Here is a 23,207-nt window from a genome sequence, read left to right on the forward strand (position 1 = left end):
GGCCCCGCGTGAGGTTCGTGCGGGCGGCGGCGGCACCGCCAACGGCGGCCCGGACGCGCGCGAACGGCCAGGGAGGCGCACGCTTCCCGTATGACCGACGAGTTCGGGTGGTGGAGGGGGTCTGCCCCGGTATGACGCGCATCATCGCTGACATCTCCGTCTCTCTCGACGGCTTCGTCACCGGGCCGGACCCAGGGCCGCACAACGGCCTGGGCACCGGCGGCGAGGCCCTGCACACCTGGGCGTTCTCCGAAGACGCCGACGACCGCCGGGTCCTGGGCGAAGCGACCGCCCGGTCGGGCGCCGTCGTCCTCGGCCGACGGCTCTTCGACGTGGTCGACGGCCCGGAGGGCTGGAGCGAGGAGACCGGCTACGGCGCCGGGGAGGCCGGGAAACCCGCGTTCGTCGTGGTGACGAGTGCGCTGCCCGAGTCGCTGCGGCTCACCGGTCTGGACTGGACGTTCGTCACCACCGGTCTGTCCGACGCCGTCGCCACCGCGCGCGAGCGCGCTCAGGCGGCCTCGGCGCAGCGCGGCACGGAGCTCGACGCCGTCCTCATGGGCGGGGCGGCCACCCTCCGCTCGGCTCTCGACGCCGGACTGGTCGACGTGCTGACGCTGCACCTCGCGCCCGTCGTGCTGGGCGCGGGGACCCCGCTGTTCACCGGCGGCGTCCCGCGCACGCTGGTGCAGCGGGAGGTGACCGTGACGTCGAACGCGACGCACCTGACCTACGAGATCCTCCGGTGAGCTCGCTGCCGGACACCCGGCCGCAGACCGCCGGAGGGAAGGTGCTCTGGCACTTCACCATGTCGCTGGACGGCTTCGTGGCGGGGCCGGACCACGCGATGGACTGGATGACGGGGCTCGCCTCCCGGCCCGGCATCGTCGAGGAGTACGCCGCGACGACCGGTGCCGTGCTGGGCGGGCGGGACGGCTGGGAGGCGTACCCCGAGCCCGGTGCCGTCTACGGCGGTGCGTGGCAGGGGCCGCTCTTCGTGCTGACGCACCACCCCGAGGACGCGCGGCCCGCCCCCGGTGCGACGTTCCTGAACTGCGACGTGGCCGAGGCGGTCCGGATCGGGCTGGAGGCCGCGGGCGGCAAGAACCTGGAGGTCTTCTCGCCGACGATCGGGCGGCAGCTCCTCGAACGCGGGCTGATCGACGAGATCGACCTGCACGTCGCGCCGGTGCTGCTCGGCGACGGGGTCCGGCTGTTCGACAACCCCGGGGGCTCCCCCGTCCGCCTCGCGCTGCTCAACGGCGACGATCCCTCGGCCGAGGTGAACCTGCGCTACCGGCCGCGCTAGCCCCGCCCGTCCGGCCGCTCGTCCCCGCCGGGCTCGGCCCTGGTGGCCCCGCCCTCCGCGTCGGGGTGGCCCTCCGGCGGCGGCGCGATGACGTCCGGTCCTGCGGTCTCCTCGTTGGGGAGGCGCAGCGCCTTGCGCACCCGGACCAGCAGGGGGCCCGGCGCCCGGTGCCGCTGGCCGCTGACGCGGGCCTCGTCGTGGACGTCGTAGCGGCGGACGTAGGCGCCGAGGAACGCCTGGAGGGTGGCGACGGCGGGGATGGCGATCAGGGCGCCGACGGCGCCGAGGAGGGCGGTGCCCGCGATGACGGAGCCGAAGGCGACGGCGGGGTGGATGTCGACGGTCTTCGCGGTCAGCTTCGGCTGGAGCATGTAGTTCTCGAACTGCTGGTACACGACGACGAAGCCGAGCACCCACAGGGCGTACCAGGGGTCGACGGTGAAGGCGATGAGCATCGGCAGGGCGCCGGCCAGGTAGGTGCCGATGGTGGGGATGAACTGGGAGACCAGGCCGACCCAGACGGCGAGGGCCGGGGCGTAGGGGACGCCGAGCCACTGGAGCAGGACGTAGTGGGCGACGCCGGAGATCAGCGCCATGAGGCCGCGCGAGTAGAGGTAGCCGCCGGTCTTGTCGACCGCGATCTCCCAGGCGCGGAGCACCTCGGCCTGGCGGGCGGGCGGCAGCACCGAGCACAGGGCCCGGCGCAGGCGGGGCCCGTCGGCGGCGAAGTAGAAGGCGAAGAGGGTGAGGGTCAGCAGCTGGAAGAGGCCGCCGAGGACCTGCGCGGAGATGTCCAGGACGCCGGTGGCGCTGTTCTGCACGTAGCGGCGCAGCCAGTCCGAGTGGACCAGGCTGTCCTGGACCTCCAGGCGGGACAGGTCGGTGTGGAAGGTGTGGTTGATCCAGCTGATCACCGAGTCGAGGTACTCGGGGAAGTCCTCGACCATGTCGACGATCTGTCCGGCCAGCATCGAGCCGAGCAGGGTCACGAACCCCGCGCTGGCGACGAGCAGGCCGAGGAAGACGACGGCGGTGGCGAAGCCGCGGCGCAGCCCCCTGGCCGCCATCCAGCTCACCGCGGGCTCGATGGCGAGGGCCAGGAAGAAGGCGATCAGGACGTTGATCAGCAGCGAGGTGAGCTGGTGGAACGCCCAGGTGCCCAGTTGGAAGGCGGCGACGAGGGCCAGCGCCAGCACCATGGCGCGCGGCAGCCACCGGGGCATGGCCGACACCTCGGCCGGACGGTCGGGGTCCGCTACGGGGCCGGTGGCGGGGCGGTCGGCCGGGCTCGCGCTCTCGTCTGTCGATGACACGGGCTCAGTCTCACCCACCGGCGGACGGCGCGGCGCCACCCGGGAGGTCGGCCGGGTCACATCGGCGCGCGGAGGGGGCCCGGCGCGGGCTCAGCGGCGCTCGGCGGGGACGTCCATGGCGATGCAGACCGCCCGCCAGACGTCCTTCGCCTCCCACCCCGCGTCGAGCGCCTCGCGCACGGTGCGCCCGCCGAGTTCCGCCATGACGTGGTCGCGGGCGAAGGTCTCGGCGTAGCCCGCGCCGAAGTGGTGCGCCATGAGTTCCCAGAAAACCGTCAACCGCATGGGACCAGTATCGCGCTCCGCGCGGCGCCCCGGCGGGCGGGCGGGCCCGGTCAGCCGGTGACGGCCCGCAGCCCGGCCGTGACGGCGACGGCGGCGCCCACCACGACGAGGAACGGGGCGCGCAGCAGCAGGGCGACCCCGGCGGCGGCCAGTCCCGCCGCGCGGGCGTCGAGGGTGAGCGAGACGCCCTGGGCGAAGGTCTGCTGGGCGGTGAGCGCCGCGAGCAGGGCGACCGGGACCAGGGCGGCGAGCCGCTGGACGACGGGGCGCTCCAGGAGGCCCGCGGGGACGAGCAGGCCGAGGAGCTTCCACGCGTAGCAGCCGACGGCGGTGAGCGCGATGGCGATCCAGACGGTCATCGGGGGCTCTCCTCGGAGGTACGGGGCTGGTCGTCGTCGGCGTCGGGGCGGGCCCGGCGGCGGCCTTCGGCCCACAGGACGGCGGGGGCGGCGAGCGCGGCGACGAGGACGGGGACGCCGCCGGGCAGGACGGGCAGCAGGCCGAGGCCGAGGACGACGGCGGCCACGGCGGTGACGCGTTCGCGGGCGGTGCGCACCATGGGGGCGAGCAGGGCGAGGAAGACGGCGGGTCCGGCCGCGTCGAGGCCCCAGGCGCCGGTGTCGCCGATGGCCTCCGCGCCGAGGGCGCCGAGGAGCGTGGTGGCGTTCCAGAGCACGTAGAGGGTGGCCCCGGTGGCGAAGAAGCCGATGCGGGTGTGGCGGCGGCCCTGCTGGGCGAGGGCGACGGCGGAGGTCTCGTCGATGACCCAGTGGGCGGCGAGGGGGCGCCCGACGCGGGGCAGGGCGAGGAGCTGGGAGAGGCGCAGTCCGTAGAAGGCGTTGCGGGCGCCGAGGAAAAAGGCCCCGGCGGCGGCGGTGAGCGGGTTGCCGCCCGCCGCCACCGCGCCGACCAGGGCGAACTGGGAGGCGCCGGTGAAGACCAGCAGGCTCAGCGCGCAGGCCTGGGCCACGGTGAGCCCGGCTCCGGCGGCGGTCGCGCCGAAGGCGAAGCCGGAGAGCCCGACGGCGAGACCGACGCCGAGTGCGTCGCGGATCACCGCCCGGTCGCCGACGGGGCGGGGCGCGGTGTTCCCGTCCCCGGGGGTCCCGGGCGCGCCCTTCACGGTCGCGGGTATCTCGGGGCCGGGGGTGCCGGGCGGCGGCCCGGCGGGGTCGGTGGGGGTCGTCTCTTCAGCCACGTCCGCGACGCTACAGGGCGGGGCACGGGGCGGTCTTGTACGTTCTTGCGCCCCCCGCGGGACGTTCCGCGTAGGCGGCGTTTCCGCAGGTCGCGCGCCCCGTACGGCGCGCGCGACGGGCCCCGTACGCCGCCCACCGCCCGCCCCGCACGCCGCGTCCGACGGGCCGCGCCCCGTACCGTGCGCCCCGCCTCAGCCCTCCCGGCGGGCCCGGCGGTAGGCGCCCGGAGTGACGCCGACGATGCGGGTGAAGTGGCGGTTGAGGTGGGGCTGGTCGCTGAAGCCGACCGCGGCGGCGGTCTCGGCGGGGGTGACGCCCGCCTGGAGGAGGGTGCGGGCCCGGCGGACGCGGGCGTCGGTGAGCCAGGTGTGCGGGGGCATGCCGTAGGCGGCCTTGAAGGCGCGCAGCACCGCGAAGGAGCTGCTGTCGAGGGCGTGGGCGAGCTGTTCCAGGGAGGGCGGGTCGACCATGCGCTCCTCCAGGAGGAGCCGGGCGCCTTCGGCGGTGCGGTGGCCCGCGGAGGCCGGGGCGGCGCGGGGCGCGGTGGTGCCGTAGCGGCTGAGGAGGCGGGCGAGGAGGACGCGCAGGAGGGTGTCGGCGGCGAGGGCGTCGCCGTGTTCGACGGCGCGGTGGACGGCGCGGACGAGGCGGCCGGAGCGGGCGTCGTCGGCGATGGGCCGGTCGAAGGCGGGGGTGCCGGGCGGGTGCCCGGTGGTCTCGGCGACCTCGCGGACCAGGGCGAGGGAGGGGTACAGGGTGGCGTAGGCCCAGCCTTCGGGGGCGCCGGCGCGGGCGGCGTGGGCGACCTCCGGGTTGACCATGACGAGGGTCCCGGGTCCGGCGTGCAGGGTGGTGCCGGGCAGTTCGACGCGTTCCACGCCGAGGGTGACGGCGCCGAGGGCGAAGCCCTCGTGGCTGTGGCGGGGGAAGGTGTGGCGGATGTAGTGGGCGCGCAGCAGGTCGAGGCCGGGCAGCGGCTCCCAGCTCCAGTGCCGGGCCCATTCGCGCGTGGTGTCCTGCCTGTCCTTCCGTTCCATGGGTCCATGGTGCGCCGCTCGCGCCGCGTGTGACCTGCGCGTCCACGGCGTGGGACCGGTGGTTGTCGGTGGCCGGGTGCACGATGGGAGCCATGGCACGCTCAGCGCTCGACACGTTCTCCCCGGCGACCCGGAACTGGTTCGCCGGGGCGTTCTCCGCGCCCACCGCCGCGCAGGAGGGCGCGTGGGGCGCCATCGCGGAGGGTTCCGACGTCCTGGTGGTGGCGCCGACCGGTTCCGGCAAGACACTGGCGGCGTTCCTCTCCGCGCTGGACACGCTGGCCTCGACGCCGCCGCCCGCCGAGTCCCGCAAGCGCTGCCGGGTGCTGTACGTCTCGCCGCTGAAGGCCCTCGCCGTCGACGTGGAGCGCAATCTGCGCAGTCCGCTGACGGGCATCCGGCAGGAGTCGGTGCGGCTGGGGCTGCCGGAGCCGGAGGTGCGGGTGGGCATCCGTTCGGGTGACACCCCGGCGGCCGAGCGGCGCTCGCTGGCGACGCGGCCGCCGGACATCCTGATCACCACCCCGGAGTCGCTCTTCCTGATGCTGACGTCCTCGGCGCGGGAGGCGCTGGCGGGCGTCGAGACGGTCATCCTCGACGAGGTGCACGCGGTCGCCGGGACGAAGCGCGGCGCCCATCTGGCGCTCTCCCTGGAGCGGCTGGACGAGCTGCTGCCGAGGCCGGCCCGCCGTATCGGGCTGTCGGCGACGGTCCGGCCGGTGGACGAGGTGGCCCGGTTCCTGTCGCCGCACCGCAGGGTGGAGATCGTCCAGCCGGAGTCGGGCAAGGAGTTCGACCTGTCGGTGGTGGTGCCGGTGGAGGATCTCGGCGAGCTGGGCGGTTCGCCGGTGAGTGACGAGGGTTCGGGCGAGCGGCCCTCGATCTGGCCACACGTCGAGGAGCGCATCACCGACCTCATCCAGTCCCACCGGTCGACGATCGTCTTCGCCAACTCCCGCCGCCTCGCCGAGCGCCTCTGCAACCGGCTGAACGAGATCGCCTACGAGCGGGCCACCGGCGAGGCCATGCCCGAGGACCACTCCCCCGCCGAGCTCATGGGCGCCGCCTCCTCGGCCTCCGGCGCGCCGCCGCTGATCGCCCGCGCCCACCACGGTTCGGTGTCGAAGGAGCAGCGGGCCCAGGTGGAGGAGGACCTGAAGGCGGGCCGGCTGCCCGCCGTGGTGGCCACCTCCAGCCTGGAGCTGGGCATCGACATGGGCGCGGTGGACCTGGTCGTCCAGGTCGAGTCGCCGCCGTCGGTGGCGTCGGGGCTCCAGCGGGTGGGGCGCGCGGGGCACCAGGTCGGTGCGGTCTCCACGGGCGTCGTCTTCCCGAAGTACCGGGGCGACCTCGTCCAGTCGGCGGTGGTGACGGAGCGGATGCGGTCGGGGCGGATCGAGGCGCTGCGGGTGCCGTCGAACCCGCTGGACGTCCTGGCCCAGCAGATCGTGGCGATGACGGCGATGGACACCTGGCAGTTCGACGACCTGCTGGCGCTGGCCCGGCGGGCCGCACCGTTCGCCTCGCTGCCGGAGTCGGCGTTCACCGCAGTCCTGGACATGCTGGCGGGCCGTTATCCGTCGGATGCCTTCGCGGAGCTGCGCCCGCGCGTGGTCTGGGACCGGGTGGCGGGCACGGTCACGGGCCGCCCGGGTGCGCAGCGGCTCGCCGTCACCTCCGGCGGCACCATTCCCGACCGGGGCCTGTTCGGCGTGTTCCTCGCGGGGGCGGACCCGAAGAAGGGCGGCGGCCGGGTCGGTGAGCTGGACGAGGAGATGGTCTACGAGTCGCGCACCGGGGACGTCTTCACTCTCGGCACGACCTCTTGGCGGATCGAGGAGATCACCCGGGACCGGGTCCTGGTCTCTCCGGCGCCGGGCGTGCCGGGGCGGCTGCCGTTCTGGAAGGGCGACCAGCTCGGCCGCCCGCTGGAGCTGGGGCGGGCGCTCGGCGCGTTCGTCCGGGAGGTGGGGGCGCTCCCGGAGGAGGACGCCCGGCTGCGGCTGCTGACCGCGGGTCTGGACGGCTGGGCCGCGGACAACGTCCTGTCGTACCTGAAGGAGCAACGCGAGGCGTGCGGGCACGTCCCGGACGACCGGACGGTGGTCGTGGAGCGGTTCCGGGACGAGCTGGGCGACTGGCGGGTGGTGATCCACTCACCGTTCGGCGCGCAGGTGCACGCCCCGTGGGCGCTGGCGCTGGGGGCCCGCCTCTCCGAGCGGTACGGCATGGACGCCCAGGTGATGCACGCCGACGACGGGATCGTGCTGCGCCTGCCCGACGCGGACCTCCTCGGCCTCGACCTGCTGGACGACGACGCGTCGGGCCCCGGCACGGCGTTCGACACGGAGCAGTCCCCGGTCGGCGCCCAGGACGTCACCTTCGACCACGGCGAGATCGAGCAGATCGTCACCGACCAGGTGGGCAGCTCGGCGCTGTTCGCCTCGCGGTTCCGGGAGTGCGCGGCCCGTGCCCTGCTGCTGCCGCGCCGCAGTCCCGGCAGGCGCACCCCGCTCTGGCAGCAGCGCCAGCGGGCCTCCCAGCTGCTCCAGGTGGCGAGCGAGTTCGGTTCCTTCCCGATCGTGCTGGAGGCGGTCCGCGAGTGCCTCCAGGACGTCTTCGACGTGCCCGGCCTCACCGAGCTGATGGGCGATCTGGAGGCCCGTCGCGTCCGCCTGGTGGAGGTGACGACCCCCGAGGCCTCCCCTTTCGCCCGCTCTTTGCTCTTCGGATACGTCGCGCAGTTCCTCTACGAGGGGGACTCGCCGCTGGCCGAGCGGCGGGCGGCGGCGCTGTCGCTCGACTCGCGGCTGCTCTCCGAGCTGCTGGGCCAGGCGGAGCTGCGGGAGCTGCTGGACCCGGAGGTCCTCGCCGAGCTGGAGCAGGAGCTCCAGTGGCGCACCGAGGAGCGGCGGATCAAGGACGTGGAGGGCGTCGCCGACGCGCTGCGGGTGCTGGGTCCGCTGACCTCGGCCGAGCTGGCGGAGCGCGGCGCGGACCCCGCCTGGGCACGGGAGCTGGCCGGGGCACGCCGCGCGATCGAGGTGCGGATCGCCTCGGTGGAGCACTGGGCGGCGATCGAGGACGCCGGGCGGCTGCGCGACGCCCTCGGCGCGGCCCTGCCGGTGGGCGTCCCCGAGGCGTTCACCGAGCCGGTCAAGGACCCGCTGGGCGACCTCCTCGCCCGGTACGCCCGCACGCACGGCCCGTTCACGGCCGCCGCGGCGGCGGAGCGGTTCGGGTTGGGCCGGGCGGTGACCGAGGGGGCGCTGGAGCGGCTCGGCGCGGCCGGGCGGGTCGTGCAGGGCGAGTTCCATCCGTCCGGCATCGGTCAGGAGTGGTGCGACGCGACGGTGCTGCGCAGACTCCGCCGCCGCTCCCTCGCCGCGCTGCGGCAGGAGCTGGAGCCGGTGGAGCCGACGGCGCTGGCCCGCTTCCTGCCGCCCTGGCAGCACCTGGGCGGGCAGGGGCTGCGAGGGCTGGACGGGCTGGTGCGCGCGGTGGAGCAGCTCCAGGGCGCGGCGGTGCCCGCCTCGGCGCTGGAGAAGCTGGTGCTGCCGTCCCGGGTGGCGCAGTACAACCCGGCGATGCTCGACGAGCTGACCGCCACCGGGGAGCTGCTGTGGGCGGGCAGCGGCTCGCTCCCCGGCAAGGACGGCTGGGTCTCCCTCTACCTCGCGGACAACGCCCCGCTCCTCCTGCCGCCGGCGCACCCGCTGGAGCTGACTGCGCTGCACCAGTCGGTCCTGGACGCGCTGGCCGGGGGGTACGGCCTCTTCTTCCGCCAGATCGCCGACCAGGTCCGGGCCGCCCACCCGACCGCCTCCGACCAGGCGCTGGCGGACGCCGTCTGGGACCTGACCTGGTCCGGGCGGCTGACCAACGACACGGCCGCTCCGCTCCGCGCCCTCCTCGGCTCCGGCCGGACCGCCGGGTCCACCGCGCACCGGGCGCGCCGCACCGTCCCCCGGGGCAGATTCGGCGCGCTCACCGCGGCGCCGCGCCCGGCCTCACGGACGGGCCCGCCCACCGTCGCGGGCCGCTGGTCGCTGCTGCCGCCGCTCGAACCCGATCCGACGGTGCGTGCCCACGCCCTGGCCCGGACGCTCCTCGACCGGCACGGCGTGGTGACCCGGGGAGCGGTCGCGGCGGAGGGCGTCGAGGGCGGCTTCTCCGCCGTGTACCGCGTCCTGTCGGCGTTCGAGGACAGCGGGCAGGCCCGCCGGGGTTACGTGGTGGAGGGACTGGGCGCGGCCCAGTTCGCGATGGATGGTGCGGTGGACCGCCTCCGTGCCTCCGCGACGGCCGCGGAGCGGGAGAGCGGCGGCCCGCCCCGGCAGGCCCTGGTCCTGGCGGCGGCCGACCCGGCCAACGCGTACGGCGCCGCCCTCCCCTGGCCCGAGCCGCCGACCGGCGCCGGACACAAGCCGGGCCGCAAGGCGGGGGCGATGGTGGTCCTGGTCGACGGTGAGCTGGCGATGTACATGGAACGCGGCGGCAAGACCCTGCTGGCCTGGCCCTCCACCTCCCCGGACGACCCGTCGGCCCCGGATCCCCGTCTGGAGGGCGCCGCCCACGCGCTCGCCGGGTCGGCCGCGGGCGGCTCGCTCGGCACGGTCACGGTCGAGCGCATCAACGGCGAACCGGCACTGACCTCACCGGTCGGGGCGTACCTGGAGAGGGCGGGGTTCCATGCGACACCGCGGGGGCTGCGGCTGCGCGGGGAGAGATGAGGGGCGCGCCTCGGCATGCGGTCGGGGGAAACTCCGGCGCACGGCGGTGAGCGGAAGCTTCCGCTCACGTCGCGGGGTGGGGACCGGCACGTGGTGAGCAGGAGCCGCTGATCGCCTCGGCGGGTCTTGCGGCATGGCGTGGGGGCCGAGGCTCTCAAGAGGTCGGCATGGCTCGCAGGGGAGCCGCCTCCGCGGCGCGGGGACGTTCCGGCGCCGCGGAGGCGGCTCCGTCCTGAGCCCGAACTCGGTCGAGCCGCCGGCAGGCCGAGGCCCGCTGACAGCGTCCCCGTCCCCCTTGGCTCGCTTGGGCAGCCGCCCGCCGGCCGTCACGCCTCCGGGCTGCCCGCCCACGGCCCCGAAGGCCTCGCTCCGTAGCCGTACGGTGGGCGCCTCCATCCGCCCCAACTCCCTCCCCTGACGACCAGCCCCGCTTTCCCGCCGACGCACGCCGCCGCGCTGTCGACTCCGGCCCACCGAGGCCCGGGCCCGTCACGCCCCCGGCGCCCGAGGCCGGCCCGGGCCTCTGCCGCACAGGCCCGCACTCCGCCCCGTACGAAGATCACGGCCCACCCCAGCTCGCCCAGCGCCCGACTCCCACAGTCCGGACGGAAACCGCACAGCCTCAGGTGCCCCACCCCGACGCACACAGCCCGGCCCGAGCCCGCCGCGAGGGGGCAACCCGGCCGACCGGCCGATCGCCCAACGCTCCCGCACGACCTCTTGAACCTCGGCCTCGCATCCCATACCGCTCCCCGACCGTCCGACTCGACGCCTCACCGACTCCCTAATCCGCTCTGCCAGCTACCTACGCCCTAAAACAATTTGCCTAATCCTCTTAGGCAAATGCACCATGGCTATCCCCCACCGAAAGGACCCTCATGGCACGCGTCGGGCTCACCACCGAGCGCCTCAGCCAGGCCGGGGCGGAGCTGGCCGACGAGGTCGGGTTCGACCAGGTGACCGTCTCCGCGCTGGCCAGGCGGTTCGACGTGAAGGTCGCGAGTCTCTACTCGCACGTCAGGAACTCCCAGGACCTCAAGACCCGGATCGCCCTGCTGGCCCTGGAGGAGATGGCCGACCGCGCCGCCGACGCCGTGGCCGGAAGGGCGGGCAAGGACGCCCTGACCGCCTTCGCCGACGTGTACCGCGACTACGCGCGCGAGCACCCCGGCCGGTACGCGGCGGCCCAGTTCCGTCTCGACCCGGGGGCGGCGGCCGCCAGCGCGGGCGTCCGGCACGCGCAGATGACCCGGGCGATCCTGCGCGGGTACGAGCTGGCGGAGCCCGACGAGACGCACGCCGTCCGGCTGCTGGGCAGCGTCTTCCACGGCTACGTCAGCCTGGAGGCGAGCGGTGGCTTCAGCCACAGCGCCCCCGACTCCGGAGAGACCTGGACACGCGTCGTGGACTCCCTCGACACCCTGCTCCGGAACTGGCCCGCGCAGCCCTGACCGGCGCGGCCGACTGCCGAAGCCGCCCCCCGAGCCCTCCGGCAGGCCCCTTACGCCCCCGCCCCTCACGGCGGGGCGCGCCCCTCCCCACCCTGCGACCTCCCTGGCGGAACCATGCACACCGAGCACCATCCGGACCCCACCCCGATCTCCACCCCCCTCACCGCGGACCTCGTACGCGGCGCCCTGGAGCTGGAGCCCACCCCGCGCGGCGGCGTCCTCCCGCACCGGCTACCGGCCTGGGCCCGCGCCCAGAACACCGACGGCCAGCTGGCCATGGCCGAGGCCCAGCCCTCCGGCGTACGCCTGGTCTTCCGTACCCGCGCCACCGCCGTCGCCCTGGAGACCCTGCCCACCAAGCGGGTCTACGTGGGCGCCCCGCCCCGCCCCGACGGCCTGTACGACCTCCTCGTCGACGGTCGCCTGACCGGCCAGGCGACCGCGCCCGGCGGCAACACCCTCACCATCGACATGACGGCCGGCACCGCCGAGACCGAGCCCGGCCCGCCCGGCACGGTACGCTTCGCCGCGCTCCCCGCCGGGGTCAAGGACGTGGAGATCTGGCTGCCGCACAACGAGGCGGCCGAGCTGCTGGCCCTGCGTACGGACGCGCCCGTCGAGCCGATACCGGGCGGCGACCGCCGGGTCTGGCTGCACCACGGCAGTTCGATCAGCCACGGCTCCGACGCCGCGAGCCCCACCACCACATGGCCCGCGCTGGCCGCCTCCCTCGGCGGCGTGGAACTGGTCAACCTGGGACTGGGCGGCAGCGCCCTGCTCGACCCGTTCACCGCCCGCACCCTGCGCGACACCCCCGCCGACCTGATCAGCCTCAAGATCGGCATCAACCTCGTCAACGCGGACCTGATGCGCCTGCGCGCCTTCACCCCGGCGGTGCACGGCTTCCTCGACACCGTGCGCGAGGGCCACCCGACCACGCCACTCCTGGTCGTCACCCCCATCCTGTGCCCGATCCACGAGGACACCCCCGGCCCCAGCGCCCCGGACTTCAGCGACATCGGCGCCGGGCGGCTCCGGTTCAAGGCGGCGGGCGACCCGGCGGAGCGGGCCGCGGGGAAACTGACCCTGAACGTCATCCGCGACGAGTTGACCCGCATCGTGCGGCAGCGCTCGGCCGACGACCCGCACCTGCACCTGCTCGACGGCCGCGAGCTGTACGGCGAGGCGGACGCCGCCGAGCTGCCGCTGCCCGACCAGCTCCACCCGGACGCGGCCACCCACCGCCGCATGGGCGAGCGCTTCGCCGCCCTCGCCTTCGCCCCGGACGGGGCCTTCGCCGCCGGGAGCTGAGCGCTGCCGGGCGGGGGGCCCGCCCGGCATCATGGAGACATGCCCGAAGGAGACACCGTCCACCAGGCGGCGGGGCGCCTGCACAAGGCGCTCGCCGGTGACCCGCTGACCGTCTCCGACCTCCGCGTGCCCCGCCTCGCCACCGTGGACCTCACCGGCCGCACCGTGCACGAGGTGGTGGCCCGGGGGAAGCATCTGCTGACCCGCCTGGAGGGCGGCCTGACCCTCCACTCCCACCTGCGGATGGACGGCTCATGGCGGATCTTCGCCCCGGGCGAGCGGTGGCGGGGCGGGCCGGGCCACCAGATCCGCGCGGTGCTGGGCACCGCGTCGCACACCGCCGTCGGCTACCGCCTGCCCGTCCTCGACCTGCTGCGGACCTCGGCCGAGGACGAGGCGGTCGGCCATCTCGGCCCCGACCTGCTGGGCCCCGACTGGTCACCCGACGAGGCGCTGGCCCGGCTGACGGCGGCACCGGAGCGGGAGGTCGGCGAGGCCGTGCTGGACCAGCGCAATCTGGCCGGCATCGGCAACGTCTTCAAGAGCGAGCTGTGCTTCCTGCTGCGGGTGACCCCGTGGCTGCCGGTCGGCGACCTGCCGAACCCCGAACGCCTCACCGCCCTCGCGGCCCGCCTCCTGGAGGCCAACCGCAACCGCCCGCGCCGCACCACCACCGGCCGCCCGGACCACCCGCTCTACGTCTACGGCCGCGCGGGCCGCCCCTGTCTCCGCTGCGGCACCCCCGTCGCCACCGCCCAGCAGGGCGATCCCACGCGCGAACGTCCCACGTACTGGTGCCCCGGCTGCCAGACCGGCCCGGCCCCGGGCTCCGGCGCGTGAGGCCGCGCTCCACCGATCACCTGGTGACGACGGGGCCGCCCGGGTGACCACTGGGCTCACCGGCCGCCCTGCGGCCCGGCCCCCGGCTCGCCCCGCTTCTCTCCACGCACCCGCGCCACCATCCGCCGCGCCGCCCGCCGTGCCCGCGCCGTCTGCTCCTGGGCGCGGGCCTTGGGCACGCAGTGCACCGGGAGGACGCTGAGCCCCCAGCCGCCCGCCACCACCGCGGCGACCCCGGCGGCGCCCCCGATCTCCAGGGCGGCCCGCGCCACCGCCACGCACCACAGCGCGGCCACCGCGCAGACGGGTATCCACCGCAGTCGACGTGCCGCCATGACGCTCCACCTCCGAACCCGGGGCCGGCCGCGCCGGGGCGGGCCCGTCGACGCCTCGGGGGCGGGCCGCTCTCAGGCGGCCCGCCCCCGGGCTCATCGTCTGTCGCCGTCGCCGGCGGGGCCCGCAACGGCGAGCCGCGGCGCCCGGACGGCGCGACGGCCCCCCGCGCGGATCACCCGCAGGCGGCCCACCGGAACCTCAGCCGTTCTCCGCCTGGAACATCCAGTGGTGCTTCTCCAGGTCGGCGGTGATGGTGATGAAGATGTCCTGGCTCACCGGGTCCGGCTCGCCGGTCGCCTCGATGCGCTCGCGCATCCGGCCGATCACGGCGGCGAGCGCCTCCACGAGGACGTTGACCGCGTCCACGTCCTTGACCCAGCCCTCGTTGACCACGCCGATCCCGCTGGTGCCCGCCACCGTCGCGGCACGGCCGTCCGGGGAGACGCCGAGGGCCGAGGCGCGCTCGGCCACCGTGTCGGAGTGGCCACGGGCGGTGTCGACCACTTCGTCGAGCTGGAGGTGGACGGAGCGGAAACGCGGACCGGTGACGTTCCAGTGCACCTGCTTGGCGACCAGGGAGAGGTCGATCAGGTCCACCAGGGCGCCCTGCAGGGCGTTGGCGACCACCTTGAGGTCGGTCTCCGGAAGCGGGCTCTTGACCACGTTCATCACATTCCTCCAAGTCGTCACAGCCGGTCACCCGTCATGGACGGCGGGCCATCACCAGCCACGCACCACCATGACACAGGTGACCGATTTGGGTAACTTTGACCGGTCATTCAGCGGACCGGTCCGGGGGGCCGGCAAAGGTCCCCCCGCTCCCACCAGCCACCGCGACCGCCCGAGAGGCGGATCCCGGGCCGGGCGACGCGGTCGTGGCCCCAACGAGAAGCCCCGGTGGCGGCGGGAGCGGATCTTGTTGACCCGCGTTCCCGCCCCACCGGGGCTCACACGTGTGACGTGCCGTTCTTCTCGCCGCGCCGGTCAGGCGGCGGCGACGCCCACGGCCTCGGGCGCCTTGATCGTCACCCGCTCCGGCGGTACACCGGCGACGGAGACGGCGTTCAGCATGGGCCTGACCGGTGCGGGCACCGGGTCGGTGGCAGCGGCGGACTCCGCCAGCTCGGCGAGAGCCAGCTCGTCGCTGACCTCACGCATCAGTTCGGACATCCGTACGTCCAACGCGTCGCAAATGGCGGAGAGCAGCTCGGAGGATGCCTCCTTCTGCCCCCGCTCCACCTCGGAGAGATAGCCGAGTGAGACTCGGGCGGACGAGGAGACTTCGCGCAGAGTACGGCCCTGACGCTGGCGCTGCCGACGCAGCACGTCACCCAGCAGGCGACGGAGCAGAATCATCGGTGGCTCCCTCCTCGGACCGCGTAACCGCATCCTTCACGCCCCACCGTACCGCCTACCGCTGCGGCCGTGCGGGGAGCGATGTCGTGTTCACTCAGGGCTGCAAACATCAGGTCTCCCCGTTCTCTTCCGTATGCTGCGCCGACCCGTGTCCGCCCAGTTCCCCGACGAGCAGGGCGAGAACCCTCCGGACACTCTCCCTACGGATGTCCGCGCGGTCGCCGTTCAACCGCAGTACGGCCGATTTCCCTCCGCCAGGTCCCGCCACGGCGACGTGGACGGTGCCCACGGGGTGGCCGTCCTGCGCGTCGGGCCCGGCGACGCCGGTGGTGGCCACACCCCACTCCGCGCCCAGCTCCCGCCGCACGCCCTCCGCCATCTGGCGCGCGACCTCGGGATCGACGGCGCCGTTGGCCCGCAGCAGCGCCTCGTCGACGCCGAGCAGCCGCGCCTTCAGCTCCGTCGCGTACGCCGTGACCGAGCCGCGGAAGGCCGCTGAGGCGCCCGGCACCGCGGTGACGGCGGCGGCGACCAGGCCCCCGGTCAGCGACTCGGCGACGGCCAGCGTCTCGCCCCGGCCCGCCAGCAGCCGCAGGGCGTGCTCCGCCTCGGCACTCACCGCCGGGTCTCCCTGCCGCTCTGCCGGACACCGGCGTCCTGTTCCTTCTCCTGGCCCTGGCCGGTCCGCTCGGCGGCGGCCGGTCCCTCGGCCGTCCGTTCGGACGGCCCGGCGGCCGAGGCGGCCGTGGCCGCCAGGGCCTGCGAGGCCGTGGCCGCGGGCACCGCGGGCCCGACCTCGCCGAGGCCGGGCTCCCCCGCCGCGGCGGGCTCGGCGGCCGCCTCGCGGCGGGCGGCGCGTTCGGCGGCGAAGCCCGCACGGCGCAGCACGACGGCCTGCCGGATGTAGTCGAGGCCGGTGGCGACGGTGAGCACCACGGCGAGGGCCATCACCCAGAACCGCAGGGTGGCGAGCGGGCCGGTGAGGGCGAGGACGTACATGCCGACCGCCGTGCCCTGGGCGAGCGTCTTCAGCTTGCCGCCCCGGCTGGCGGGGATCACCCCGAACCGGATCACCCAGAACCGCAGCACCGTGATGCCCAGCTCGCGCCCGAGGATCACCGCCGTCACCCACCAGGGCAGGTCACCGAGCCAGGAGAGACAGATCAGCGCGGCCCCCATGATCGCCTTGTCGGCGATCGGGTCGGCGATCTTCCCGAAATCGGTGACCAGGTCGTACGTCCGGGCGAGGTGCCCGTCGAACAGGTCGGTGATCATGGCGACGGCGAAGGCCGCCCAGGCCAGGGCGCGCCAGGCCGGGTCGTACCCGCCGTCGGCCAGCAGCAGCGCCACGAACCCCGGGACCAGCAGCAGCCGGGCCATGGTCAGGATGTTGGCGATGTTCCAGACGCCGGCCTGCCGCACCGCCGGGGTTCCGCGCCGGCCGCCACGTACGCCGCCCGCGTGGGCTCCACCGGCCGTGGACGCCGACACTCCGGTCATCTGCCCGCCTCCTCGATCAGGGGAAGGGGTTCGGCGACGAGGTCCACTCCCTCGGTGCCGACCACCTTGGCCACGACCATACGGCCCGGGGTGAGGTCCGCGCCGCTCGTGAAGAGGATCTGCCCGTCGGTCTCGGGTGCCTGGTGGGCGGCCCGGCCGACAGCGCCCTCTTCCTCGTCGACGGATTCGACGAGTACTTCCACGGTCTCACCGACCCGCTCGTCGGCGCGCTGCGAGACGAGTTCCTCGGCGAGTCGGGAGACACGCGCGAGGCGCTCGGCGACAACATCCTCGGGGAGCTTGCCGTCGTACCCGGCGGCCTCGGTGCCGTCCTCGTCGGAGTAGCCGAAGACACCGATGGCGTCGAGGCGGGCGCCGGTCAGGAAGCGCTCCAGCTCGGCCAGGTCCGCCTCGCTCTCGCCGGGGAAGCCGACGATGAAGTTGGAGCGGACACCGGCCTCGGGGGCCTTGGCGCGGACCTGCTCCAGCAGGCCGAGGAACCGGTCGGTGTCGCCGAAGCGGCGCATGGCGCGCAGCACGCCGGGGGCGGAGTGCTGGAAGGAGAGGTCGAAGTAGGGGGCGACCTTCGGCGTCGAGGTGAGGACGTCGATCAGGCCGGGCCGCATTTCGGCGGGCTGGAGGTAGCTGACGCGCACCCGCTCGATGCCGTCCACCTCCGCCAGCTCCGGCAGCAGCGTCTCAAGCAGCCGGATGTCGCCGAGGTCCTTGCCGTACGAGGTGTTGTTCTCGGAGACCAGCATGATCTCCTTCACACCCTGCTCGGCGAGCCAGCGCGTCTCCTGGAGCACGTCGGAGGGGCGCCGGGAGATGAAGGAGCCGCGGAACGAGGGGATGGCGCAGAAGGAGCAGCGGCGGTCGCAGCCGGAGGCCAGCTTGACCGAGGCGACCGGGCTGGTGCCCAGGCGGCGGCGGAGCGGGGCGCGCGGCCCCGAGGCGGGCGCCAGGCCGTCGGGCAGGTCGGCCGGGGCGGCCGCGGGCTCCTGGGCGTGGCCGGGGAGCGCGACGGCGCTGTCCTGGCGCTCGGCGGGGCTGATCGGCAGCAGCTTGCGCCGGTCGCGGGGGGTGTGGGCGGCGTGGATGCCACCGCCGAGGATGGTCTGGAGCCGGTCGGAGATGTCGGCGTAGTCGTCGAAGCCGAGGACGCCGTCGGCCTCGGGGAGGGCTTCGGCGAGCTCCTTGCCGTACCGCTCGGCCATGCAGCCGACGGCGACCACGGCCTGGGTTCTGCCCTGGCCCTTGAGGTCGTTGGCCTCCAGGAGGGCGTCGACGGAGTCCTTCTTGGCGGCTTCGACGAATCCGCAGGTGTTGACGACGGCGACATCGGCGGCTTCGGCGTCCTCGACGAGCTGCCAGCCGTCCGCCTCCAGGCGGCCTGCGAGCTCCTCCGAATCCACCTCGTTACGGGCGCATCCGAGAGTGACGAGAGCGACGGTACGGCGTTCAGGCATGGGCTCAAGACTACTTTGTCCCGGCCGGGGCCCCCGCCCCGGCCGGGACAGCGTCCCTCGGGGGCGTCCTCACCGTCCGGTGCCGGGCGCCGCGGGCGCCGGGCGGGGCGGTGAGGACACCCTGCGGTGCCCTGCTCAGCCCGCGTTCGGGTCGCCCTTGGTGTAGGAGAGGCGCTGGACCTGGCCGGGCTGGAAGCGGTCCTCGATCTCCTTGCCGTTGACCAGCAGCTCGACGGCGCCGGCGTCGCCGATCACCAGGTCGACCCGCTCCTTGTCGGTGAAGGTCTTGGTCTGGCCCTGCTCCAGCGTCCCGTCGAAGAGGAGCTGGCCGTTGTGGTCCTTGGCGGAGATCCAGCTGCGGCTCTCGGGGGCGGTGATCTTGACGGTCACCCGGTCGGCGGGGGCCGCCGCGATGGCGCTCTCGGAGGGCTTCGGGTCGGGGGCCGGCTTCTCGGCGGACTTGGAGGGCTTCGCGGGCGGCGCGGTGCTGCCGTTCTCCCCCGCGACGTTCTTGGTGGCGTCGCTGTCGCCGCCGCTGAAGAGGGTGAAGCCGACGAAGCCGACGACCGCGACGATGGCGGCGACCATGGCCGCCGTCCAGTTGGGCCGGCGCGGCTCGGAGCGGATGCGCTCGGCCTCGAAGAGCGGGGCGGGCGCGGTGGGCACGGGGCGCCCGCCGTGGTCGTCGTCGTAGGCGGCGACGAGCGGGGCGGGGTCGATGCCGACGGCGCGCGCCAGCGTGCGGATGTGGCCGCGGGCGTAGACGTCGCCGCCGCAGCGGGAGAAGTCGTCCTGCTCGATGGCCTGGATGATCGGGACGCGGACCCGGGTGGCGGCGCTGACCTCGTCGACGCCGAGTCCGGCCTCGGCGCGGGCGCGGGCCAGCGTGAGACCGATCTCCGGCTTCTGACGGGGGGTCTCGGCCGGGCCGTCGGCAGGGGGGTCGTCGGGCGTGCGGGCGGGGGCCTGCTCGGTCGTAGGACGCTCGTCCTCGACCTCGGCCGCTGCGGAAGAACGGTTGTCTTCAGGGGATTTGCCGAGGGACACGGGGGTGCCTTTCGAGCCTGTAGCCACCTGCTGGAGGTCCAGTCTAGGGGGGGTGCGAATGCGCGGGGCAACCGGACGGACGGACTTTGTACGCCATCGGGATGGCGTCCTTCCGCCGCGGCCCGGGACACGGGGTGCCCCTTCTCTCAACTTGACGTACGCCGAAGGGAAACGGTTGCCCCGTGCCGGGTGACCGGCCTGGTCGCCGTCGCGCCGGGGTGCGGCGCCGGCGTGCGCGCGGAGCCACGCGCCGAGCGCGGTCCGGCGTACGCCGGGTGGGGCCGACCGTATCCCTTCGCCGCGCGCCGGGTCGCCACGCGGTGCTGTCCGTCTGTCCGGCCCCACGCCCGCCGCCCGCCCGGCGGGGCCGGGTCAGGACGGGCGGACCGTCCCGCCCCCACTCCGGCCTGGTGGCTGGGGATGAGGAGCCGTCACGGTTGCTCCTCCCCACGGATCACGGCGAGCACTCCTGCCAGGTCCTCAGGTTTCACGAGAACGTCACGGGCCTTGGAGCCCTCGGTGGGGCCGACGATGTCCCGGGACTCCATGAGGTCCATCAGCCGGCCCGCCTTGGCGAAACCGACGCGCAGTTTGCGCTGGAGCATGGAGGTGGAGCCGAACTGGGTGGAGACGACCAGCTCGGTGGCCTGGCAGAGCAGGTCGAGGTCGTCGCCGATCTCCTCGTCGATCTCCTTCTTCTTCTGGCTGCCGACCACCACGTCGTCGCGGAAGACCGGCGTCATCTGCTCCTTGCAGTGCCGGACGACCTCGGCGACCTCCTCCTCGGTGACGAAGGCGCCCTGCATCCGGGTGGGCTTGTTGGCACCCATCGGCAGGAACAGCCCGTCGCCCTTGCCGATGAGTTTCTCGGCGCCGGGCTGGTCGAGGATGACCCGGCTGTCGGCGAGCGAGGAGGTGGCGAAGGCGAGCCGGGAGGGCACGTTGGCCTTGATGAGACCGGTGACCACGTCGACGCTGGGCCGCTGGGTGGCGAGGACCAGGTGGATGCCGGCGGCCCGGGCGAGCTGGGTGATCCGGACGATCGCGTCCTCCACGTCGCGCGGCGCGACCATCATCAGGTCGGCCAGCTCGTCCACGATGACCAGCAGGTACGGGTAGGGCTGGAGCTCGCGCTCGCTGCCCTCGGGCGTCTTGGCCTTGCCGCTGCGCACGGCGGCGTTGAAGTCGTCGATGTGCCGGTAGCCGAAGGCGGCCAGGTCGTCGTAGCGCAGGTCCATCTCGCGGACCACCCACTGGAGGGCCTCGGCGGCCCGCTTGGGGTTGGTGATGATCGGCGTGATGAGGTGCGGGATGCCCTCGTAGGCGGTCAGCTCGACCCGCTTGGGGTCGACCAGGACCATCCGCACGTCCTCCGGCGAGGCCCGCATCATGATCGAGGTGATCAGGCAGTTGATGCAGGACGACTTGCCGGAACCGGTGGCTCCGGCGACCAGGACGTGCGGCATCTTGGCGAGGTTGGCCATCACGTAGCCGCCCTCGACGTCCTTGCCGAGGCCGACCAGCATCGGGTGGTGGTCCTCGGCGGCGTCGGCCAGGCGCAGCACGTCGCCGAGGTTGACCATCTCGCGGTCGGTGTTGGGGATCTCGATGCCGACGGCGGACTTGCCCGGGATGGGGCTGATGATCCGCACGTCGGGACTGGCGACGGCGTAGGCGATGTTCTTGGTGAGCGCGGTGATCCGCTCGACCTTCACGGCGGGGCCGAGCTCGATCTCGTAGCGGGTCACCGTCGGCCCGCGGGTGAAGCCGGTGACGGCCGCGTCGACCTTGAACTCGGTGAAGACGGTGGTGAGCGAGGCGACCACGGCGTCGTTGGCGGCGCTGCGCGACTTCCCCGGCCCGCCGCGCTCCAGCAGGTCTATCGACGGCAGCGCGTAGGTGATGTCCCCGGAGAGCTGGAGCTGCTCGGCCCGCGGGGGCAGGGGCTTGCTCTCGTCGACCGACGGCGCCTTGGTCAGATCGGGTACGGAGCCGGAGTCCTGGCGCCGGCGGCGCCCGGGGGTGTTCGGCGCGGCCTCCGGCTCGGTGGTACGCGCCGAGGGCACCGGGGTGGCGGCGGACTCGCGTTCCGCGCCGACCCCCTGGGTGAGGTCGGCGACGAGCGGGGAGGGCGGCATGCCGTGCAGCACGGCCCCGTCGAGGGCGGCGGCCGCGGCGGCGGCGATGTCGACCGCGTCGGGCCCCGTCTCGCCGGTGGCGGCGGGCTTGCGCGCGGGGCGGCGCCGGGAGGGCTTCGCCGGGGCCTCGCCGGGTTCGTCGCCCGCCGCGGGGCGGCGCCGGGCCTCGGGCAGCGCCTCGCGCCACTGCTCCTCGTACCGGGCGTCGTCGTCGCCCGCGCCGGGCGGCGGGGCGATCAGGCCGAGGCGGCGGCCGAGGGTGCGCACGCGCTGCGGGATGGCGTTGACCGGGGTGGCGGTGACCACGAGCAGGCCGAAGACGGTGAGCAGGACCAGCAGCGGGACGGCGAGCACCTCGGTGACGGTGAAGTTCAGCGGGGTGGCCGAGGCCCAGCCGATGAGGCCGCCCGCGTCCTGGAGGGCGGCGGTGCCCTCGCCGCGCGCCGGCGAGCCGCAGGCGATGTGGACCTGGCCGAGGACGCCGACGGCCAGCGCGGAGAGGCCGATGACGATGCGTCCGTTGGCCTCGGGCTTCTCGGGGTGGCGGATCAGGCGCACCGCGACGGCGCCGAGCAGCAGCGGCACCAGCAGGTCGAGGCGGCCGAAGGCGCCGGTGACCAGCATGGCCACCAGGTCTCCGACGGGGCCCTGGAGGTTGGACCAGGTGCCCGCCGCGACGACCAGGGCGAGGCCGAGCAGGAGGAGGGCGAGACCGTCCTTGCGGTGGGCGGGGTCGAGGCCCTTGGCGCCGCGTCCTATGCCGCGGAAGACGGCGCCGACACCGTGGGCGGCGCCGAGCCAGACGGCGCGCACGAAGCGGTAGAGGCCGGGGGCGGGCGCGGGCTTGGGCGGCGGCTTGCGTGCCGCCGCCTTCTTGGCAGGCGCCTTCTTCCGTACGGGCGCCGCGGCCTTCTTCGCCGGTCCCCCGGAACGCCCCGCGCCGCGCGCCGAGGACGGTGATCCCTTGCCGGAGGTACGTGAGGCCATGGTGGTGAGGTTACCGGTGCGGGGCGGGCGGGACACGTGCGCCCGGGGCTTCACCCGTCCGTGTCGCCGCTGACGCGGCGTCGCCTTGACGGCTGGTCAGGAAGCGGGCGGGGCCAAGCCGCACCCCGCCCCCGCTCAGCCCTGGGGCGGAAGGACCGGTGCCGTGCCGCCGGAGGTCGGGTCGATGGCGTCCAAGGCCCGGCGCAGGCCGGTCAGTTTGCGTTCCAGGTGGGCCGCGGTGGCGACGGCGGCGGCGTCCGCCGACTCGTCGTCCAGCTGTTTGGAGAGCGCCTCGGCCTGCTCCTCGACGGCGGCGAGCCGCGCGGAGAGTTCGGCGATGACGCCGGTCGGCTCCGCCTGCCCGTCACCGCGCCCCTCGACCTGGATGCGCAGCAGCTCCGCCTGCTCGCGAAGCTTGCAGTTCTTCATGTACAGGTCGACGAAGACGGAGACCTTGGCGCGCAGCACCCACGGGTCGAAGGGTTTGGAGATGTAGTCGACCGCGCCGGCCGCGTACCCGCGGAAGGTGTGGTGCGGGCCGTGGTTGATCGCGGTGAGGAAGATGATGGGGATGTCCCGGGTCCGCTCCCGGCGCTTGATGTGGGCGGCGGTCTCGAAACCGTCCATGCCCGGCATCTGCACATCCAGCAGGATGACCGCGAAGTCATCCGTCAGCAGCGCCTTGAGCGCTTCCTCCCCGGACGACGCCCGCACCAGTGTCTGATCGAGCGCGGAGAGAATGGCCTCCAGCGCCAGCAGATTCTCCGGCCGGTCGTCGACCAGGAGGATCTTGGCCTTCTGCATCCTGGCCCGCCCTCCTCGCCCCGGCATGGGGCTTCCTTGATCCTGCGGACGTGGGGAAGCGCCGGGGCCTGCCCCGGGGGACGACTCCCTTG

The 23,207-nt window shown here is 74.5% G+C and carries 20 protein-coding genes; 6 read left to right on the forward strand and 14 right to left on the reverse strand.

What is annotated here, in order from left to right; translation table 11 throughout:
• Positions 1–131 precede the first annotated feature (131 nt).
• A complete protein-coding gene (locus ACFWMZ_RS15390) occupies positions 132–749 on the forward strand; it encodes a dihydrofolate reductase family protein (protein WP_383175573.1) in 618 nt (205 codons plus the stop codon).
• Positions 746–1,309 carry a dihydrofolate reductase family protein gene (locus tag ACFWMZ_RS15395; protein WP_383201905.1) on the forward strand — a complete coding sequence of 188 codons (564 nt, stop codon included), beginning with the start codon at positions 746–748 and terminating at the stop codon, positions 1,307–1,309. The genes ACFWMZ_RS15390 and ACFWMZ_RS15395 overlap by 4 nt, the downstream gene beginning before the upstream one ends.
• Here the strand turns inward: ACFWMZ_RS15395 and ACFWMZ_RS15400 are convergent.
• The 5 genes from ACFWMZ_RS15400 to ACFWMZ_RS15420 all read right to left on the reverse strand — a co-directional run bounded on the left by ACFWMZ_RS15400 (position 1,306) and on the right by ACFWMZ_RS15420 (position 5,143).
• Positions 1,306–2,532, reverse strand: a complete 1,227-nt coding sequence (locus tag ACFWMZ_RS15400) for an AI-2E family transporter (RefSeq protein WP_383175726.1) — start codon at positions 2,530–2,532, stop codon at positions 1,306–1,308. The two genes, ACFWMZ_RS15395 and ACFWMZ_RS15400, sit on opposite strands and share 4 nt — an antisense overlap.
• Before the next feature lie 180 nt (positions 2,533–2,712).
• On the reverse strand, positions 2,713–2,907 hold the full coding sequence (locus tag ACFWMZ_RS15405) for a DUF3046 domain-containing protein (protein WP_383201908.1): 195 nt from the start codon (positions 2,905–2,907) through the stop codon (positions 2,713–2,715).
• Positions 2,908–2,957: 50 nt separating this feature from the next.
• Positions 2,958–3,266, reverse strand: coding sequence for an AzlD domain-containing protein (locus tag ACFWMZ_RS15410; RefSeq protein WP_383175564.1), 309 nt, complete (start codon positions 3,264–3,266; stop codon positions 2,958–2,960).
• Positions 3,263–4,105, reverse strand: coding sequence for an AzlC family ABC transporter permease (locus ACFWMZ_RS15415; RefSeq protein ID WP_383201911.1), 843 nt, complete (start codon positions 4,103–4,105; stop codon positions 3,263–3,265). Before ACFWMZ_RS15415 ends, ACFWMZ_RS15410 begins: the two co-directional genes overlap by 4 nt.
• 192 nt (positions 4,106–4,297) lie before the next feature.
• Positions 4,298–5,143, reverse strand: a complete 846-nt coding sequence (locus ACFWMZ_RS15420) for an AraC family transcriptional regulator (RefSeq protein WP_383201913.1) — start codon at positions 5,141–5,143, stop codon at positions 4,298–4,300.
• A 92-nt stretch (positions 5,144–5,235) separates the two neighbouring features.
• Here ACFWMZ_RS15420 and ACFWMZ_RS15425 point away from each other — a divergent pair, with 92 nt between their 5' ends.
• The 4 genes from ACFWMZ_RS15425 (at position 5,236) to ACFWMZ_RS15440 (ending at position 13,478) form a co-directional block, all read left to right on the forward strand.
• Positions 5,236–9,876 (forward strand): ATP-dependent helicase, encoded by a 4,641-nt coding sequence (locus ACFWMZ_RS15425; protein WP_383201916.1) that lies wholly within the window; start codon positions 5,236–5,238, stop codon positions 9,874–9,876.
• 878 nt (positions 9,877–10,754) lie between these two features.
• Positions 10,755–11,327, forward strand: coding sequence for a TetR/AcrR family transcriptional regulator (locus ACFWMZ_RS15430; protein ID WP_383175552.1), 573 nt, complete (start codon positions 10,755–10,757; stop codon positions 11,325–11,327).
• A gap of 114 nt (positions 11,328–11,441) precedes the next feature.
• Positions 11,442–12,638: a GDSL-type esterase/lipase family protein gene (locus ACFWMZ_RS15435; protein WP_383201919.1), complete on the forward strand. Its 1,197-nt coding sequence runs from the start codon at positions 11,442–11,444 to the stop codon at positions 12,636–12,638.
• A 39-nt stretch (positions 12,639–12,677) separates the two neighbouring features.
• Positions 12,678–13,478 (forward strand): Fpg/Nei family DNA glycosylase, encoded by an 801-nt coding sequence (locus tag ACFWMZ_RS15440; RefSeq protein ID WP_383201922.1) that lies wholly within the window; start codon positions 12,678–12,680, stop codon positions 13,476–13,478.
• Positions 13,479–13,534: 56 nt separating this feature from the next.
• Here ACFWMZ_RS15440 and ACFWMZ_RS15445 read toward each other — a convergent pair whose 3' ends face one another.
• The 9 genes from ACFWMZ_RS15445 to ACFWMZ_RS15485 all read right to left on the reverse strand — a co-directional run bounded on the left by ACFWMZ_RS15445 (position 13,535) and on the right by ACFWMZ_RS15485 (position 23,115).
• Positions 13,535–13,813, reverse strand: a complete 279-nt coding sequence (locus ACFWMZ_RS15445; protein WP_383175543.1) for a hypothetical protein — start codon at positions 13,811–13,813, stop codon at positions 13,535–13,537.
• Positions 13,814–14,012: 199 nt separating this feature from the next.
• Positions 14,013–14,483: a Dps family protein gene (locus ACFWMZ_RS15450; RefSeq protein WP_383175540.1), complete on the reverse strand. Its 471-nt coding sequence runs from the start codon at positions 14,481–14,483 to the stop codon at positions 14,013–14,015.
• Positions 14,484–14,798: 315 nt separating this feature from the next.
• Positions 14,799–15,170, reverse strand: a complete 372-nt coding sequence (locus tag ACFWMZ_RS15455) for a helix-turn-helix domain-containing protein (protein ID WP_383175537.1) — start codon at positions 15,168–15,170, stop codon at positions 14,799–14,801.
• A 109-nt stretch (positions 15,171–15,279) separates the two neighbouring features.
• Positions 15,280–15,789 (reverse strand): CinA family protein, encoded by a 510-nt coding sequence (locus tag ACFWMZ_RS15460; protein ID WP_383175534.1) that lies wholly within the window; start codon positions 15,787–15,789, stop codon positions 15,280–15,282.
• Complete coding sequence (pgsA, locus tag ACFWMZ_RS15465; protein ID WP_383175531.1) at positions 15,786–16,670, reverse strand: CDP-diacylglycerol--glycerol-3-phosphate 3-phosphatidyltransferase; 885 nt, start codon at positions 16,668–16,670, stop codon at positions 15,786–15,788. Before pgsA ends, ACFWMZ_RS15460 begins: the two co-directional genes overlap by 4 nt.
• The gene (gene rimO, locus ACFWMZ_RS15470) at positions 16,667–18,139 is read right to left on the reverse strand and encodes a 30S ribosomal protein S12 methylthiotransferase RimO (RefSeq protein ID WP_383201925.1); all 1,473 of its coding nucleotides are present in this window, start codon (positions 18,137–18,139) and stop codon (positions 16,667–16,669) included. Before rimO ends, pgsA begins: the two co-directional genes overlap by 4 nt.
• Positions 18,140–18,274: 135 nt before the next feature.
• Positions 18,275–19,186: a helix-turn-helix domain-containing protein gene (locus ACFWMZ_RS15475; RefSeq protein WP_383175525.1), complete on the reverse strand. Its 912-nt coding sequence runs from the start codon at positions 19,184–19,186 to the stop codon at positions 18,275–18,277.
• 431 nt (positions 19,187–19,617) lie between these two features.
• Entirely contained in the window at positions 19,618–22,365 is a 2,748-nt protein-coding gene (locus tag ACFWMZ_RS15480; protein WP_383201928.1) for a DNA translocase FtsK, read from the reverse strand.
• Positions 22,366–22,446: 81 nt separating this feature from the next.
• Positions 22,447–23,115 carry a two-component system response regulator gene (locus tag ACFWMZ_RS15485; RefSeq protein ID WP_383175723.1) on the reverse strand — a complete coding sequence of 223 codons (669 nt, stop codon included), beginning with the start codon at positions 23,113–23,115 and terminating at the stop codon, positions 22,447–22,449.
• Positions 23,116–23,207 lie beyond the last annotated feature (92 nt).

Source organism: Streptomyces sp. NPDC058373 (assembly GCF_042723275.1).
GTDB lineage: Bacteria > Actinomycetota > Actinomycetes > Streptomycetales > Streptomycetaceae > Streptomyces.